12 protein-coding genes are annotated in these 17,049 nt (G+C 51.3%); 9 read left to right on the top strand and 3 right to left on the bottom strand.

Annotated features, from left to right (window positions below):
• The 8 genes from RJP21_RS18535 to RJP21_RS18500 all read left to right on the top strand — a co-directional run.
• A partial coding sequence (locus tag RJP21_RS18535) for an IS3 family transposase (RefSeq protein WP_310860601.1) occupies window positions 1-119 on the top strand: 119 nt, incomplete at its 5' end.
• A gap of 175 nt (window positions 120-294) precedes the next feature.
• The gene (locus RJP21_RS18530) at window positions 295-2,826 is read left to right on the top strand and encodes a GH39 family glycosyl hydrolase (protein ID WP_310860600.1); all 2,532 of its coding nucleotides are present in this window, start codon (window positions 295-297) and stop codon (window positions 2,824-2,826) included.
• Between the two features lie 180 nt (window positions 2,827-3,006).
• Window positions 3,007-4,311: an MFS transporter gene (locus tag RJP21_RS18525; protein WP_310860599.1), complete on the top strand. Its 1,305-nt coding sequence runs from the start codon at window positions 3,007-3,009 to the stop codon at window positions 4,309-4,311.
• On the top strand, window positions 4,308-6,608 hold the full coding sequence (locus tag RJP21_RS18520; RefSeq protein WP_310860598.1) for a beta-glucosidase: 2,301 nt from the start codon (window positions 4,308-4,310) through the stop codon (window positions 6,606-6,608). The genes RJP21_RS18525 and RJP21_RS18520 overlap by 4 nt, the downstream gene beginning before the upstream one ends.
• 29 nt (window positions 6,609-6,637) lie before the next feature.
• Window positions 6,638-8,920, top strand: coding sequence for a glycoside hydrolase family 3 protein (locus RJP21_RS18515; protein WP_310860597.1), 2,283 nt, complete (start codon window positions 6,638-6,640; stop codon window positions 8,918-8,920).
• A gap of 277 nt (window positions 8,921-9,197) precedes the next feature.
• Window positions 9,198-9,860 (top strand): DUF1796 family putative cysteine peptidase, encoded by a 663-nt coding sequence (locus tag RJP21_RS18510; protein WP_310860596.1) that lies wholly within the window; start codon window positions 9,198-9,200, stop codon window positions 9,858-9,860.
• A gap of 149 nt (window positions 9,861-10,009) precedes the next feature.
• Window positions 10,010-12,406, top strand: a complete 2,397-nt coding sequence (locus RJP21_RS18505) for a YcdB/YcdC domain-containing protein (protein ID WP_310860595.1) — start codon at window positions 10,010-10,012, stop codon at window positions 12,404-12,406.
• A gap of 92 nt (window positions 12,407-12,498) precedes the next feature.
• Entirely contained in the window at window positions 12,499-13,152 is a 654-nt protein-coding gene (locus RJP21_RS18500) for a glycosyltransferase (protein ID WP_310860594.1), read from the top strand.
• Window positions 13,153-13,254: 102 nt separating this feature from the next.
• On the opposite strand, the gene RJP21_RS18495 is transcribed toward RJP21_RS18500, so the two are convergent.
• On the bottom strand, window positions 13,255-14,430 hold the full coding sequence (locus RJP21_RS18495; protein ID WP_310860593.1) for a serine hydrolase domain-containing protein: 1,176 nt from the start codon (window positions 14,428-14,430) through the stop codon (window positions 13,255-13,257).
• 55 nt (window positions 14,431-14,485) lie between these two features.
• Here RJP21_RS18495 and RJP21_RS18490 point away from each other — a divergent pair, with 55 nt between their 5' ends.
• Window positions 14,486-14,704 (top strand): hypothetical protein, encoded by a 219-nt coding sequence (locus RJP21_RS18490; RefSeq protein WP_310860592.1) that lies wholly within the window; start codon window positions 14,486-14,488, stop codon window positions 14,702-14,704.
• Between the two features lie 9 nt (window positions 14,705-14,713).
• Here RJP21_RS18490 and RJP21_RS18485 read toward each other — a convergent pair whose 3' ends face one another.
• Together RJP21_RS18485 and RJP21_RS18480 are read right to left on the bottom strand one after the other, a co-directional pair.
• Window positions 14,714-15,994, bottom strand: coding sequence for an MFS transporter (locus RJP21_RS18485; RefSeq protein ID WP_310860591.1), 1,281 nt, complete (start codon window positions 15,992-15,994; stop codon window positions 14,714-14,716).
• Window positions 15,991-16,602: a TetR/AcrR family transcriptional regulator gene (locus tag RJP21_RS18480; RefSeq protein WP_310860590.1), complete on the bottom strand. Its 612-nt coding sequence runs from the start codon at window positions 16,600-16,602 to the stop codon at window positions 15,991-15,993. The genes RJP21_RS18485 and RJP21_RS18480 overlap by 4 nt, the downstream gene beginning before the upstream one ends.
• Between the last annotated feature and the right edge of the window lie 447 nt (window positions 16,603-17,049).

Genomic DNA, 17,049 nt, shown 5'->3' with positions numbered 1-17,049 from the left:
TGGAACATTTCAAAGAAGAATTGGAAAAATATATTGAATACTACAATACCAAACGGTTAAAAGCAAAAATCAAAATGAGTCCGGTACAGTACCGAACTCATTTTGAGAAAGCTGCTTGATGAAATAACCGTGTCTAGCTTTTGGGGGTCACTTCAATATCGCGGCTTATTTACTTTTAAACTACAAATAATGAATGGTGCGCGGAAGCGTTAGGATGCGGGGAGAATGAGCTCCTCCTAAAACACCATCGTCATCTGTTATAATGGGTCGTAAGATGTACCGAGGAGGCCGATTATGGCAAATTCAATTTTTGAGCTGCTTGAAATCGATGACGGCTTGCCGTTTGACGTTTCCTTGCACAGCGTGAACTACGTTCCCAGCCACTGGCATAACAGCGTGGAGATCATTTTTGTGCTGCGGGGAACGTTGGAGGTTGTGATCGATAGCGTTAATCATACGCTCAAAGAAGGCGACGTTCTGCTGATCAATCAGCATCATGTTCATGAAGTCATCGGCTTGGATATGAACATCATTGCCACATATCAAATACCAGCCGCGTATTTAAAAGAACATATGAAAAGCGCAGAAGAGTTCTCCTTCAACTTTCAAGCGAGTAAAGCGGGGACCGAATCGAAGGATGCCGTCTACCGGTTACGGCGTCTGTTGGCCGAAATGGTGCAGCTGAAATACAAACGGACGGAGACGTACGAATTGGATATGCAGTCCGCCATGCTCGGGGTTCTTTCCATTCTTGTCAAACGGTTCAAAGCCCCGCCGGCGGACGGGGCCGTTAACGAGCGCCACATGGACCGGATGCTGCGGATCATTTCGTACATCGACGACCACTACCGCGAGCCGATTACCCTTCAGTCCATCGCGGAGCGGGAGTTTTTGTCGGTCCCGTATCTGTCCAAATTTTTCAGCGAAAACATCGGGCTGAACTTCCAGGCGTATTTGACAAGCATTCGCTTGAAAAATGCCGTCGAGGACCTGCTTCGCCAAGAGGACGCTTCGATTTCGGAGCTTGCGATGCTGCACGGCTTTCCGAATGCCAAATCTTTTTACGCCGCCTTCAAAAACAGGTATCATATGACCCCGAACGAATATCGGAAGCAGTATCGGCCGGAACTGAACGAAAAGAAGGATCGCCCAACAACCAATTATTTGGAATTCAACCAGTCCAGCGCGCTTGGAATCATTCACCAGTATCTGGAACGGGGACAAGCCCGGTTCGAACAGGAAGTGCATAAGCTGGAGATTATATCGAGGAAGGTAGACGCTGCCGTAGAAGGCATGCCGATTCGTCATACATGGCGACGTTTGATCACCATCGGAAAAGCAAAGGAAGGTTTGCATGCCGATGTGCAGCAGCAGCTCCGGTACGTGCAGAATGGTTGTCCATTCGGTTATTTGCGGTTTCACGGCATTTTTGACGATGGGATGATGGTTTACCATGAAGGGGAAAACGGACAGGCTGCTTTTAATTTTCGGCTGATCGACCAGCTATTCGACTTTTTGCTTTCGATCGGTTTAAAGCCGTTCGTTGAGCTCGGGTTTATGCCGTCCGCGATGGCGGCCGATCCGGAGAAAAGCATCTTTTTTCGGAAAAGCTACACCAGCAAGCCGAAGTCGGCGGCGCTTTGGCGCGAGCTGATCGACCGCTTTTTCCGGCACTGCATGAACCGTTTCGGAGCGGCAGAGGTTGAAAGCTGGAGATTCGAGTTTTGGAACGAACCCGAGCTGGAGGCGTTCTGGCCCGGTTCCGACAACGAATATTACGAGCTGTATTTGCTGACGTACCAAACGATGAAAAGCATTTCGCCAAACCTTCGCATCGGGGCCCCGGGGCGGATTATTACGCTGCGCTCCAATGCGTTCAGCGAACGTTTTTACGCCTTTTGCAGGGAACATGATTGCCTTCCTGATTTCATTCCGTATCATTTCTATCCGCACGAAAATTTGGAAGGATTCTTCAACCAGGAAGACGACGTCAGCGAGCTTCGCCGGCTGGAGCCATACCGGATCCTGTTGGAGCAATTCGAGGGAGTTTCGCCAAATCCGAATTATTTGCGGGATGCGTTAACCCACGAGCTGCATCTGCTTGAGCAGGAGGGGCTGACCGATCGGGAAGTGTATCTGACGGAATGGAATTCCACCGCTTTTCACCGTGAGTTGACCAACGATACGCTGTATAAAGCCGCATATATCGTCAAAAACCTGGTCGAAAATCTCGACCGGATCGACGGCTTCGGCTATTGGGTGCTCAGCGACAATATTGAGGAAACGTCGGCATCCCCCGCTTTATTTCACGGCGGACTCGGTCTGATTGCTCAGTACGGCATTCCGAAAGCCGCGATGTATGCTTACGAATTGATGGCAAGGCTCGGAGACCGTCTCGTGTCAATGGATGAAGGGTATATCGTGACGAAAAACGGCCGCGGGTACCAAATTTTATGCTATAACTACTGCCATTTCGATGATTTGTATGCGTTGGGGGATACGTCCTTCGTTACGCCTACAAGCCGGTACGGCGGCTTCAAAGGCGAGAAAACCTTGAAGCTCGAAATAGAGCTTCATGGAATACCGGACGGACGATACGTAATGAAATCGCGCAGCATCACCCGTTCGGCCGGCAGCAGCTTCGATGCCTGGGTGGATATGGGGGCGCCGGAGACGATGACCGAGGAAGAGCTTCATTATTTAAGAGCTGCATCGCAGCCGGATCGTCGCATGATTCAAGTGGAAGTGGAGGGACGCCTATTTCACTGCAATTGTACGCTTGAACCGCATGCGGTGGAATTGGTTGAGCTAATCCCGGCGTTTTAACCGATAGCAGGGACGTTGTGTCGATTTTTAATCAAAATTTCCTAAGCATTGAATAAAACGCTTTCAAAACCATTAAAAATGGCCATAAAAGACCGCAAACAGCCGCCTCTCGTCCGATGGGCGGTTTGTTTTATAATCGGTTTGTAAACGTTTCCACACACTTTGAGGAGGTTATCTCTTATGGCTAAAGCAACGATCATCGGCCAAACGATCACGCCGTTCAAACGGCTTACGTTCGGCATCATGTTCGGTTATGCCTGCATGATGCTGGCACTAATGACTCCGGCAACGCTTCTTCTAACATTCAAAATGATTGAAATCGATCCGAACGGCTACACCTCTTCCTATGGCCTGGTTTCGGGCGTTGGGGCGTTTTTCGCACTGATCGGCAATCCGCTTGGGGGCGCAATCAGCGACCGCACCAACATCAGGTTCGGCCGGCGGCGGACTTGGATATTGTTAGGCCCGCTTTTCGGCTGCGCGGCGCTGCTTTGGGTGGGCTTCTCGACCCAGATCTGGCAGATTTTTATCGGCTGGGCGATCGCCCAATTGTTCTTTAACTTCGGTATGGCAGCGTATACTGCGTTGATTCCGGACCAGGTGAAGGAAGAAAAGCAGGGAACGATCTCCGGCATGCTCGGAACCGTTTTGCCGGTGGCCATGGCCCTTGGCATGGTGTTGATGACGGCGATGACGAACGCGTCCTCCGTTACGAAATGGACGTTGCTGGCGGTCATCGGGATTGTGGGACCGGTTATCAGCTTGTTCATCATTCAGGACGGGAAGGTTCAAATCGTCAACGCGCCGCAAGAAAAAGTGTCGATCGGCGAGAAGTTAAGCAAGATTTATCCTAATCCGCGCAAGCACCCGGCGTTTACCTGGGCGGTCATCTCCAAGTTTCTGCTCATGATGGGTTACTGCAGCAGCTTGTACCTGACCGTCATGCTGGTCAACCGTATGGGATATTCTGAAAGCGCCGCAACGGCATCGGTGGCTACCATCAACATCATTTCCATGATCGCCATGGCGGTAACCAGCATTTTCGGCGGCGTGTTATCGGATAAATTCCGCAAGCAAAAACCGTTCCTGTACGTTTCCGCGCTGATCATTATCGTTTCGATTTTGATTTACGCCATTTTCGCCCATAATACGGCCTTTATCATTGCTTCCGCAATCATGGGGCTCGGATTCGGATGCTTCACCGCCGTCGATATGGCGCTTGTGTCGCGGATCCTTCCGAATAAGGAGGACGCGGCCAAAGATTTCGGCATCATGAACGTAGCCAACGCGCTGCCGCAATCGATCGTGCCGGCCATCGCCCCGTTACTGTTGGGCATCGGCGGCTGGCCGTTCTTCTACATCGTTCTTGCCGTGTGCGTCGCCATCGGGATGGCTGCGCTTAAGCCTCTGCCTGAGGTGGGGCAGCATGACCATGACGACAAGGCGAATTCAACCAGTTTAGAAATGGGGAGAAGCATATCATGAAACGAAACCTGAACGAAATCCTATCTCAAATGACGCTGGAAGAAAAAGCGAGCTTGTGTTCCGGACTAAACATGTGGCAGACCAAATCCGTGGAACGGCTCGGCATTCCATCCATCGTCATGACGGACGGTCCCCATGGCCTGCGCAAGCAGGCCAACCCGGGGGACATGTCCAGCAAAACGGTGCCTGCAACCTGTTTCCCGAGCGGAGCGGGGCTGGCGTCGTCCTGGGACCGCGATTTGATCCGGGAAGTCGGTGAGGCCATCGCCGAGGAATGCCTGCAGGAGGACGTGCAAATCATTCTCGGTCCGGCCGTCAACATCAAACGCTCGCCGCTGTGCGGCAGAAACTTCGAATATTTCTCGGAAGACCCGTACTTGTCTTCGGAGATGGGCGCAAACCATGTAAAAGGCGTCCAGAGCAAAGGCGTCGGAACTTCGGTCAAACATTTTGCCGCCAACAACCAGGAGACGCTGCGCAATTCCATTAACGCAATCGTTGACGAGCGGACGTTGAACGAAATTTATTTGCGCAGCTTCGAAGGGCCCGTCGTAGAAGGCGACGCTTGGACGGTCATGTGCGCCTATAACCAGGTAAACGGGGATTACTGTTCGGAGAACGACTATCTTCTGAATCAAGTATTGAAGAAAAAATGGGGGCATCGAGGTCTGGTGATGACCGACTGGGGTGCCATCAATGAACGGGTGAAAGGACTCAAGGCCGGATTGGAGCTGGAAATGCCGTACGTCGGTCCGGAGCATGACCAAATGATCGTCGATGCGGTCAAATCCGGCGAACTGGATGAAGCCGTGCTGGATGAAGCGGTGATCCGCTTGCTGACGGTCATCTTCCAGGGGGTCGACGGCAGACAGGAAGGCTTCACGTACGACAAGGAAGCGCATCACCTTCTGGCCCGCCGTGCCGCCGCAGACTGCATGGTGCTTCTGAAGAACGACGATCGGCTTCTGCCGCTCCATTCCGGGCAGTCCGTGGCGGTCATTGGCGCGTTCGCGAAGCATCCGCGGTATCAGGGAGGCGGCAGTTCCCACATTTCGCCGACCCGGATCGACGCCGCATTCGACGCGATTTCAAGCATGACACAGGATGCGGAATATGCGCAGGGTTATAACCTGAAAGGCGACGACATTCGGCAAGACCTGATCGATGAAGCGGTGAAGCTGGCCCGGAGCAAGGATGTAGCCGTCATTTTTGCAGGGCTGCCGGAGTCGTTCGAATCCGAGGGAGTGGACCGGACCCATCTGGATATGCCTTTGTCCCAGATTCGCCTGATTGAAGCGGTTGCCTCCGTCCAGCCGAATACCGTCGTCGTATTGTCCAACGGTTCGCCGATAACGATGCCGTGGCTGCCGCAGGTGAAGGCGGTGCTCGAAGGTTATCTGGGCGGCCAGGCAACGGGCAGCGCGACAGCCGACGTGCTGTACGGCGCGGTAAACCCGAGCGGGAAACTGGCCGAGACGTTCCCGGTCCGCCTGGAGCAAACGCCGTCCTATCTCAATTTCCCCGGCGGCAAAAGCGAAGTGAACTACGGGGAAGGTTTATTTCTAGGCTACCGGTATTACGAAGCCAAAAAGGAGCAGCCTTTGTTCCCGTTCGGTCACGGCCTTAGTTATACGACCTATGCCTACGAAGGGATCGCATTGGATAAAACGAAAATCAAAGATACGGAATCGCTGAAAGTCGCCGTAACCGTTCGGAATACCGGGCAGGTCGCAGGGAAAGAGGTCGTGCAGCTGTACGTGAAGCCGCTCGGCAGCAGTGTGGTCAGACCGATCAAAGAGCTAAAAGGTTTTGCCAAGGTCAATCTTGCCCCGGGAGAAGCAGCGACCGTCGAATTTACGCTCGATAAACGTTCATTTGCTTTTTTCAATACGGAGATTCATGACTGGTTCTCCGAAACGGGCGATTACGAAATCGTCGTTGGCCCGTCGTCGGCGGAAACGCCGCTTGCCGCAATCGTTCACCTGGAATCGACCGCGGTACCGTTCCGAAAAGTCGACCGCAACACCAAATTTTTTGAGCTTCTGGCCATTCCTGAAACGGCCGAATTTGCCGATCAAGCGATGAACGGCAGCCTGGAGCGGATTAAACAAATGGGAGCCATGTTTGCCGAGAGCATGGGCGATGACGGCCTTGCCGAACTTTTTGAAGCTGTGGTGCAATGGCGCAAATACGATGCTCTCCGTTCCTTATCCGGCATGATGGGCGGGGGCATGACCGAAGCGGAGCTGGCGAATGTCATCGACGAGTTGAACGAAAAGCTGAATTTAAATTCATAAGGTGCAACACGAGTGGAGGGGAACGAATAATGCAGCATACAAAGAGAACAGAAAACGCGGAAATTCGTTATATACAAAATAACAATGGGCCGACGCTTGGATATTCCGTCGGCTCCGGCGTCAAGATTATCGAACGGGACGGCCTCTTTTTTAAGGACTTGAACAAAAACGGAGAGTTGGATCCCTATGAGGATTGGCGTTTATCGCCGGAGGAAAGAGCCCGGGATCTGGCGTCCAAAATGACCGTCGAGCAAATCGCGGGGCTGATGCTGTACAGCCGGCACCAAGCGGTTCCCGCCGCCAGCACCGGCTGGTTCTCCGCAACCTACGGCGGCAAAACCTATGAGGATAGCGGCGTCAAACCTTGGGAACTGACGGATGAACAGCTGCAGTTTCTGGCCCGGGACCATGTAAGACATATATTGGTGACAACGGTGGAAAGCCCGGAGGTTGCCGCCAAGTGGAACAACCTCGTTCAGGCTTTTGCCGAAGGGGAAGGGCTTGGCATTCCGGCCAATAACAGCTCCGACCCTCGGCACGGATCCGATTCGAGCTCGGAGTTTAACGCGGGCTCGGGAGGCAAAATCTCCATGTGGCCGGAAACGCTGGGGCTGGCCGCCACCTTTGATCCGGACGTCACGAAGAAATTCGGCGAAGTCGCTTCGAAAGAATACCGGGCGTTGGGATTATCGACGGCTTTATCGCCGCAAATCGATATTGCCACCGATCCGCGCTGGTTCCGGTTCAACGGGACGTTCGGGGAAGATTCGGCGCTGGCGGCGGACATGGCACGGGCTTATGTCGACGGCTTCCAGACTTCGGAAGGGGAGCGTGAGATCCGGGACGGATGGGGTTACGACAGCGTTAACGCGATGGTGAAACATTGGCCCGGCGGAGGTTCGGGGGAAGGCGGACGAGACGCCCACTACGGATGTGGCAAATATGCGGTATATCCGGGCGATAACTTTGCAGAGCATTTGATTCCCTTTACGGAAGGGGCTTTCAAGCTGTCCGGTAAAACGGGAAAGGCTGCCGCGGTCATGCCTTACTACACGATTTCTTCCGGTCAGGACCAGGCCAACGGCGAAGAAGTAGGCAATTCTTATAATTCTTATCTGATCAAAGATCTGCTCCGCGGCCGGTTCGGTTACGACGGCGTCGTATGTACCGACTGGATGATTACGGCCGACGAATCGCCGGAGAAAGATTCCTTTCTCAGCGGCAAGCCTTGGGGCGTCGAGCACTTAAGCGTCGCCGAAAGACATTACAAGCTGCTGCTGGCCGGCGTCGATCAATTCGGGGGCAACAATGAAGCCGCACCGGTGCTTGAAGCCTACGAGATGGGAGTCCGGGAGTACGGGGAGCCGTTTATGCGCCGGCGTTTCGAGGAATCCGCCGTCCGTCTTCTGCTTAATATGTTCCGGCTCGGGTTGTTCGAGAACCCTTACCTGGATCCGGAATCCAGCGCCCGCGTGGTCGGGAACCCGGATTTTATGAAGGAAGGATATGAAGCGCAGCTGAAATCGGTTGTCCTGCTCAAAAATAAAAACCGCGTGCTTCCGCTTCAACCGGGTTTAAAGGTGTACATTCCGAAACGTTATACACCGGCTGGAACGGACTGGTTCGGCAATCCGACGCCGGAGTCGCTTGAATATCCGGTGAATCTGGATATCGTGTCCAAATATTTTACCGTTGCGGAGCGCCCGGAGGATGCGGATGCCGGGCTTGTCTTTATCGCTTCCCCCAAGTCGGGCAAAGGCTACAGCCGGGAGGATGCCGAACAGGGCGGCAACGGTTATGTGCCGATCAGCCTGCAGTACCGGACATACACCGCGGAACATGCTCGCGGGATGAGTCTTGCCGGCGATCCGCGCCCGGGCGACGTGTTGAACCGTTCTTACAAAGGCAAGAGCGTCACGCCCGAGAATACGTCCGACCTGGATGCAGTGCTAGAAACCCGAAAATTGATGAACGGAAAACCCGTCATCGTATCTCTGCAGCTTTCCAATCCGACGGTCGTTGAGGAATTTGAATCCGAAGCAGACGCCATCGTCGCCGATTTTGGGGTTCAAGCGCAGGCCATTATGGAGATCATCACCGGAGCGGTGGAACCGTCAGGGCTGCTTCCTCTGCAGATGCCCGCCAACATGAAAACGGTGGAAGAGCAGCTGGAAGACGTCGCACATGACATGGAGTGCCACGTAGATACGGAAGGCCAAATCTATGATTTTGGTTTTGGACTGAACTGGAACGGCCCGATCGATGACGAACGGACGCGAAAATACCGGAAGCGACGGAACGCGCATGCCTAAAGGTTTGGAACGATGCAAAAAGCAAACGGTGAGCTCTCGAAGCTCACCGTTTGCTTTTTTTATGTTCGTATTTTTCCGTAAATTGAGACGCTAAGCGCTCAAAAAAGAGATTTTACGCTAACATGGGACGAAGCTGGGCCGGGATCCTCTTCTGAGAAAAACAAACGATGCAAGAGTCTTCCGTTGCCCGAACATCTATTACGGATTGTTGTCAGGTTGAATAGAATAGAGCAAATCTATCAACTAGAAAGCGGTGACCAATGTGAAGCTAGAGAACATGAAAGGCGCTTATGACATCATCGTCAGCTTGGGCAGCTGGTGCGGGCCATCCATCTTTTTGTGGCGTCGCCAGCTGCGTCGTTTCTCCCTTCCGTTAGACTGGATGATATCAAACTCGGTTACGGATCTGACCCGGTTATTAAAGAATCGGTTCGAAGGTTTTATGGAGCTCGGGCAGCTTCGGAAGATTGACGGAACTTCGGCCTATTTGGAGGAAGGAATCGCAGTGCCGCAACAAGGCGGAACGTACCAAAGCGCCCATTATATTCTTGATACGCGCTATAACGTCATATCCGTCCATGATTTCCCGATCGTCCCAAACCAGGATTGGACGGCAGCCTACAACGTCTATAGCAATAAGCTTGCCCATCGGGTTCACAGATTTTTGAATGTGCTCCAGCACAGCAGATCCGTTGTTTTCATCAGATGGGGAGAAATTGGAGAGGCGGAAGCCGTTGAGCTTCATGCTGTCCTACGTTCATTGACGCCGGGCAGCTGCAAAATCCTATTCATGCAGACCGTATCCGGTTTGGAGTCAATTCAAGAGATTGATTGGGGGCAAGACGACATCGGCACGCTGCAGGTTCCCCTCGAACGCCCTTATGATGAAGCAGCCTGGAATAGGATCATGAACGGTCTGTCGTTGACAGGGTATTGGTAAAAGGGATCAAATAAGGCGCAGACCGAATGTTCCGTTTTTGCAAAATAAGTCCTAATATTTTCCCTGAATTCCCAAATTGCAATCCAGCTCTCAAACTTCCCATGTTATAATCATTATGGATGATAATGGAATAACAGGGAGGAAGAAAGATGGACGAACTAAAACATGCTGCTGACATGCCAATAACCCGGGCGAAAGGAAGGAGCCTAACAACCGCATCCGTCGTGAAGAAGGTGCTTGCAGGCACGCTTGGACTTAGCCTGATACAAGTGCCCCTGTTGGCGTCAGCGGCTCCAGGCTTAACACTGGTTACGCAAGAATCAACAGCGCCAACAAGCAAGGACAGTGCTTCCGCGGCATCCAAAGGTCCCAATCCGGCAGACGCCAAGATTACGAAAGATCAGGCCGAAGCGCGGGCAAGATCTTTATTCCCCATATTGAATGAGGCAAGGCTGGACGGCATTACTTATGGAGAACAGAACGTATACCCGCCAAACACGAAAAAAGTATGGGTGCTGAATTGGGCGATTCAAAGAGGAAACGGCTCGACGAGCTTTAATGTCGACGTAGACGCCTTAACGGGGGATATTTTGAGCTTTTATTATCCATCCACGTGGCCACAAGCGGACTCCAACACGGCCTATTATCCACCGCCGGTCTCCAAACAGGAAGCTGAAAAGATTGCCGAAGCGTTTATATTCAAAGCAGCTCCGTCCATCAAGGCGGGAACGATGAAACCATCGAACCAGTACGGTTATGCGCCTAACAAAACGTTGTTTGGACCGGTTCAGTATTCGTTTACCTATTCGGTCGATGTCAACGGATTACCGGCCGATAATGAGTACGTGAGCGTCGATGTAGATGGAAACGGCAATATCGTCCGTTTTAATCGAAGCGCTTTCCAGGGCGATTTTCCATCGGCCAAAGCAGCCATCGGCAAGGAGGAAGCGGAGAAGCGGCTTAAGCAGGGATTGTCTGTGAAACTCGCATACATACCGTCTACCCCGCTGTTTAATGCGTCCGCCAAACGCGAATGGAAGATCGGCTATATGCCTGACCGGAATTTGGAGCCTATGGATGCCAATTCCGGGAAGCGGATCGATACGATCTGGGGAAAAGATCTCGATGAAGCCAGTCAAGCGGTTAGCTATACCGCATTAACGCCTTCCAATAAAATGTTCACCCCGCATAAGGGCGGGCAGCTGACTTCGGACCAAGCACAGGCGCTGCTACAGGGAATTGCTCCGGGTCCGGATTACCAATTCCAAGCCACCCTGGGGAATTATTGGAGCGATCGCAGGCAGGTTTGGAATCTGAGCTGGAACAAAAGATCTTCCGGTTTGTATCAGGGGGATAGCAAACATGCGATCGTGGATGCCGAAACAGGACAGCTGCTGGCCTATAATGAGTTCCAGTATCCGGGAAGCGAACCGGCCAAAGCCACCGCTTCCGCCGTGACGGAAGCCCAGGCTAAAACGAAGGCCATCGAGATGGTGTTGGCCTATTATCCGAATGCCACAGAAGCCTTGAAACTGACGGACACCAAAACGTCGAACAACCCGTCATCCTCGAAAACGGTATATCAATTCGTGTTCCAACGCTTTTATAAGGACTTGCCCATTAACGGTAGTACGGTGAACGTCTCGATCGACGGCAGCGGCAAGCTGACAAGCTACGATACGAATGGCAATCTGTCAGATGCGGACCTCAAAGCAATGGATGCGTTGACGGCGAAAATCAGCCCGAAAGACGCTCAGGAGCGCCTTCTGAACGAGCTCGGGGTGGAGCTGCGGTACATCAGCAGCGGCGGCTATCCCGTTGATAATACGTATGTGGAGCCTACTGTTCGATTGGCTTACGTTCCAATGCTTAATAAGGACAGGTACCTGGGTTATATCGACGCGGTCACAGGCAAAACGGAAGTCTTTAACGTGCTGCCGAATCCGGGCAACGGACAAAGCACCGAGCTTCCTGGCGATGCGGTGAATCATGCGGCAAGCAAGGATTTGGCGACGTTGCTTGAATACCGTGTTTTGTCTCCGTCGCAGGACGGATTGCTTCATCCCGACGCGGAGCTGACTTTGGGCGATTGGATTCAGATGATGGCTAAGGGGATTAATCCCGATCAAGATTATTTTAGCGGCCCAATGAAGCCGATTTTCACGGATGTACCCGCGGACAGCCCAATTGCTCAGGCGGTGCAGCTGTTCTCCGAAAAAGGATGGTTTGGCAATGTCAAATCTTCCGAGCTGCATCCGGAGCAGAAGCTGACCCGTGAAGCGGTTGCGGCCACCCTGACTTTGGCTCTTCATTACAATCGTTTGTCTGATTTCTTACAGCAGGACGCGGAGGCATTGTCCCTCTCGGACGCAAATGCGATTAAAGACAAAGGAGCCGTTGCGCTTATGCTGAAGCTCGGTCTGATGGAGGCCCCAGGCGGCAAATTTGATCCTGCGAAGCCGGTCACCAGGGCGGAAGCGGCAACGATTATGGTGCGGCTGGCGAATCTTCAAGGAAAAGTGGATACGCCGCTGAACGAAAGGTAAACGAATCAAATCATCCATCTGTATAAAATCGGGTACTGCAACCATAATAAGACAAACTATTTTATTCCCGAAGTACAGAGGAGCAGATCAAAGTGAAAAACAAACGGTTGCAGGCTTTGCTGATCATCATGGCGCTCGTTTTTAGCCTGACGCAGGCGGCGGTACCCGTGCAGGCGCAGGCAGGCGAGAAGAAGGATCCTACTTGCATTAGTCCGAAAATAGTACGGTTGAAGACCGATATGCAGAAGGTTTGGATCAACCATACGATATGGACCAGAAGCTACATTGTCAGCGCTGTATCCAATCGTCCGGACCAGAAGGACGTATTGGACCGGCTTTTGCGGAACCAACAGGACATAGGCAATGTGATCAAACCTTATTATGGTGAAGCTGCGGGCAATAAGCTGGCGGATCTTCTGAGGGAACATATTCTGATTGCAGGGAAAATCGTAGCTGCGGCCAAAGCGGGCAACCAAGCGGATGTGCAAAAATTAGAGGCGGATTGGCATCGAAACGCCGACGATATTGCCAAATTTTTAAGCACGGCGAATCCGAACTGGCCATTTAAAACGCTGCAAGATATGCTGTATACGCATCTGCAGCTGATTACGGAAATCGTCCTTGACTGTCTCAAAGGAGATTGGAAAGCGGATATTGCGGCAACCGACAAAAACGAGATCCATATGATTCATTTAGCGGACATCCTGACCGAAGGCATTGTCAAACAGTTTCCTGGAAAATTTTAAAGAAAAGGCGACGTCGCTGTAAAGTTTTATAAACGGCCCGCTACAATTAAAGTGAACCGCGCCTGGAGTCATTCCTTCAGCGCGGTTCACTTCGTTGTGCCCTTACAAGGTGCTGAACACGATATTGCGCAGCTTGCGCGTAATCGGCATCGTTCCGGCATCTTTTTTCTGGATCATAAACAGGAGGGTTAGGCGGTCTTGAGGACTATTGCAGAAGTATGCCCCGAGCCATCCGTCCCAGCCGTATTCGCCATGGCTGCCGATATAGCCGGCTTTTCCCGGGTCGGTCATGACGCGCATCTGGTTGCCATAGCTATGGCCGCGCTTGGTATGCCATGTATCGAAACCTTTTTGCTGCCAATCGGTCAACGCAGCCGACGTCATATATTGAACGGTTCTGGGCCTTAACAGTTGAACGCCGTTGTAGCTGCCTTGATTCATCAGCATCGTCGTAAATTTGGCGGCATCGTCAATGGTGGAAGCAAGGCCCGCTCCGCCGGACTCGAATGCCGGTTCCCGGTCCATTTGATGGACGATGCCAAGATGGCTTTCCGCGTACAGTTTAAGGCCGCCTTCGCCGTCATCCTGATAGGTTTTCACAAGGCGGTCTCTTTTTTCTTCAGGCAGCCAGAAACCGGTGTCCTTCATTCCCAACGGTTCGAAAATTTCCTTTTTCAAAAATTGCCCGTACCGCATGCCGCTTACCGCTTCGACAACCGCGCCGAGAACGTCCGCCGACGTTCCGTATTGCCAATTCGATCCCGGCTCGAACGAAAGAGGCCCTTGGCCCAGGCGGTTTGCGAATTCCATGGTGCTCATGGGGTTTTCTCCATACAACCGGCTGCCGATTTCCTGGAACAATGCTTCCGTGTGACGCCCGGCTTTGTCGGTTCCGCCATAGACCAATCCCGACGTCATGTTCAGCAAATCGTGAATGTTGACTTCTCGGCTGCAAGGCACCAATTCTCCGTTTTTCTCTACCCGTTGGTTTTTGAATCCCGGAATATAGCGGCTTACCGGATCAAACAAATCGATATCCCCGCGTTCCAACAGCATCATGACGGAAGTGGCGGTGATCGGCTTTGTCATGGAATACAAACGGAAAATAGAATCTCTTGCTATCGGACGTCCCGATTCGATGTCGGCCAATCCGTCCTCATGGTAAAAAACTTCGTCGCCGTCCTTGATTACCATAAAGTTCGCGCCTGCGATATCCCCGTTGTCGATACTTGCTTTCAGCTTTTTTTTCAATTGGTTGGTTATGCTTGGCTCCAGCATGTTTCTTATGGGCTCCTTCCGAATAAGTTCTCTTCAATGAATGGGGATGTTAACCATGCACTATACAAATATTAAGCGCTTTCGAACCGATTGTATAGAAATTATTATCCGATTCTTTGAACTTCAATGGACTACCGAGAAAAAGGGAACTGACGCCAGAAAGCCAGGTATGGTTTATTTGTTGTTAAGCGAAAGTAAAGCGACTGATCGGGCGCTCAAAACAGCAAGAGGCGATGTTATGGAATATGCCCGCCCGTTATTTTTGATGATCTGACCGTTTTTTTTAGAAGATTTCCTCCTTAGCGGTTGTAGGCCCATCCATTGCACGAGCCATGTTTTTGCGGATCAGGGGAGGGAGAACGGTTAAATAGAAACAGCTTACACCTACGGTACAAATGGCCAGTATATAGTGCAACCATGTGACGGATATCCATGCCGGAAAAGCTAAAGCAATTCCCCCCAAGGCTAGGGAGTGGCCAAGCATCATGACCGGCTCGATCAATGAGTTGACACGCCCCATATTTTGCGGGGGAACGAGCTCCGGCATCCAGCTGCCAAGGGCGATATTTATGGGAGCAATGGCTACACCCGCTACCAATACAAGTACGAAATAGACTTCAACTCGTTCGGCCCAGCCCAGTCCCCCAATAAGCAGGCTGGATATAAACAGGCCGACTATTAGGATCGGCGCTCTCGTGAAGCGACGGATCAGGTGCGGACCAAGCAAGGTCCCGACAAGAAAGCCGATGCCCAGGAAGACGGTAATAAGTGAAGAATGAACGACGTATTGATCGGGACTAAGCTTATATTTCATAGCAAATATGGGGAGGACGGCGAAGACGCCGTTTACGATGCCGAAGAACAGAAAACCGCTAATAAGCATAAGAAGCAGCCGATTACCCGTAACATATCGAAGACCATGCCAAAAATCTTTCAGGATGACGGAAAAACGCAATTCGCGAATGCGGTTTTTTCCGTTTGGAGTACGCGCATATTCAGGAAACTCCCCCCAGGAAAGAAGCAGACCGGATAATAAGAAACTGAGCCCATCAACAACGATAGCCCCTTCAATTCCGATGAAATGATAAGAAGCGGCTCCTAAGCTCATGCCAAATAGCATAAAAACACCCGTGATCATTTGATTCAAACCGGAGGCCTGAATATATTGATCCTGATCGATGCTCCCTTGCAATAGCCCCATTTCGGCGGGACCGAAAAATTTGGATATCGAACTGCGCAAAAACAACACCAGAAAACAGAGGAGAAGAAAGTCATAATGAACAAAAAGCAGCAACAGCAAGGTCAACCCTGCCCGAAACCAGTCACTATAGGCGGCGATCCGTTTGCGATCGAACCGGTCTGCGATGACGCCGACAATCCAGAACAAGGCTAAGGTCGGCAGTGAGTACATAAGCTCTGCCGTTGTAGCTAACGACGGTTTTTCACTGTACCTGTCTACCAAATAATAGGCGAATGCCATGTTTCCTACAACCGTTCCTAGCTGGGATGCAAATGTTGCAAAAAACAACTTGGAGAACGTAGGGTTGCGAAAAAGCGCCTTCATTCCATCTCCTCCTGTTGATCTGACTCGCGAACCCATTTCGAACAGAGGAGGCTTTTCAAATATTCCACCATGGAATTAAATTGCATTCGGGTGTTCGCCATCTCGGTACCGACGGTGATGGAATGGGTCATAATGCCTTCCTGATAAGATGCCGCAAGTCTTGCGATATCCATAATGCTCATATCAGGTGAAAACTCACCGCGATCGACACCCATCTGAAGCAGCTTGGCAAATTGGGCTACACCCTTTTCATAGCGCTTCATAAGAAGTGCACGGCGCTGCTCATCTCTCCATCCGATGAGGAAATACTCGTAGAATGCAGGCATTAATCCAGCGTTAGAGGGATTGTAGAGCTCCTGAAACTGCTGTGTTAAGAGCGTAATCACCACTTCCCATATGGACGAGGACGATTTGATGAGTTCTTCCACATAGCGTTCATGCTGCATGTCCTGAAGATCCAGCAGTGCCTCAAAGATTTCATCTTTGCTCTGAAAATACAAGTAAATCCATCCCCGGCTCATTCCGGTTTCTTCAACAATATCCTTGAGCGTAGCTACCCCGTATCCTTTCTCGATGAAAACTCGCTTGGCCGCTTCGAGTATTTGCAAGCTTCTTCCTTCTTTACGTCGATCCGTTAGTTTAGGGGACAATCGCGCCACCGCCTTTTCGTTTCCGCAAAATGAATTGCATGTCACTTTGATCATAATGACACGCGATTCATTTTGCAATAAGAAATTACGGCGTAAACAACGATTTAAGCCATCCACTTTTTCTTGGTGCCGACTTCCCTTTGTCCGGCTTTAGGAAATATTAAGAAAAAAATTAGAATTCTACAGTTCACTTATATTTTGTCTTTATCTCTCTCTATTATTCTTTCTATTGGAGAGAGGGACAAATAAAATATGATAAGCCTTTTTTTGCATAGCCTGCCGTGATAGGATTAGATCCGTAATCCGTTTCAACATATTTTTAGAAAGTCAGGATGGGTATGAATTGTAGCGCCCTGATACCCAAAGTACAGCAAGGCAGTTATTACAGGGAAAGGTGGCATTGGA

The organism is Paenibacillus sp. VCA1, assembly GCF_031583795.1.
GTDB lineage: Bacteria > Bacillota > Bacilli > Paenibacillales > Paenibacillaceae > Paenibacillus_AQ > Paenibacillus_AQ albilobatus.
Note: the sequence above shows the minus strand (reverse complement) of the source record. Positions and strands in the feature narration are given on the sequence as shown.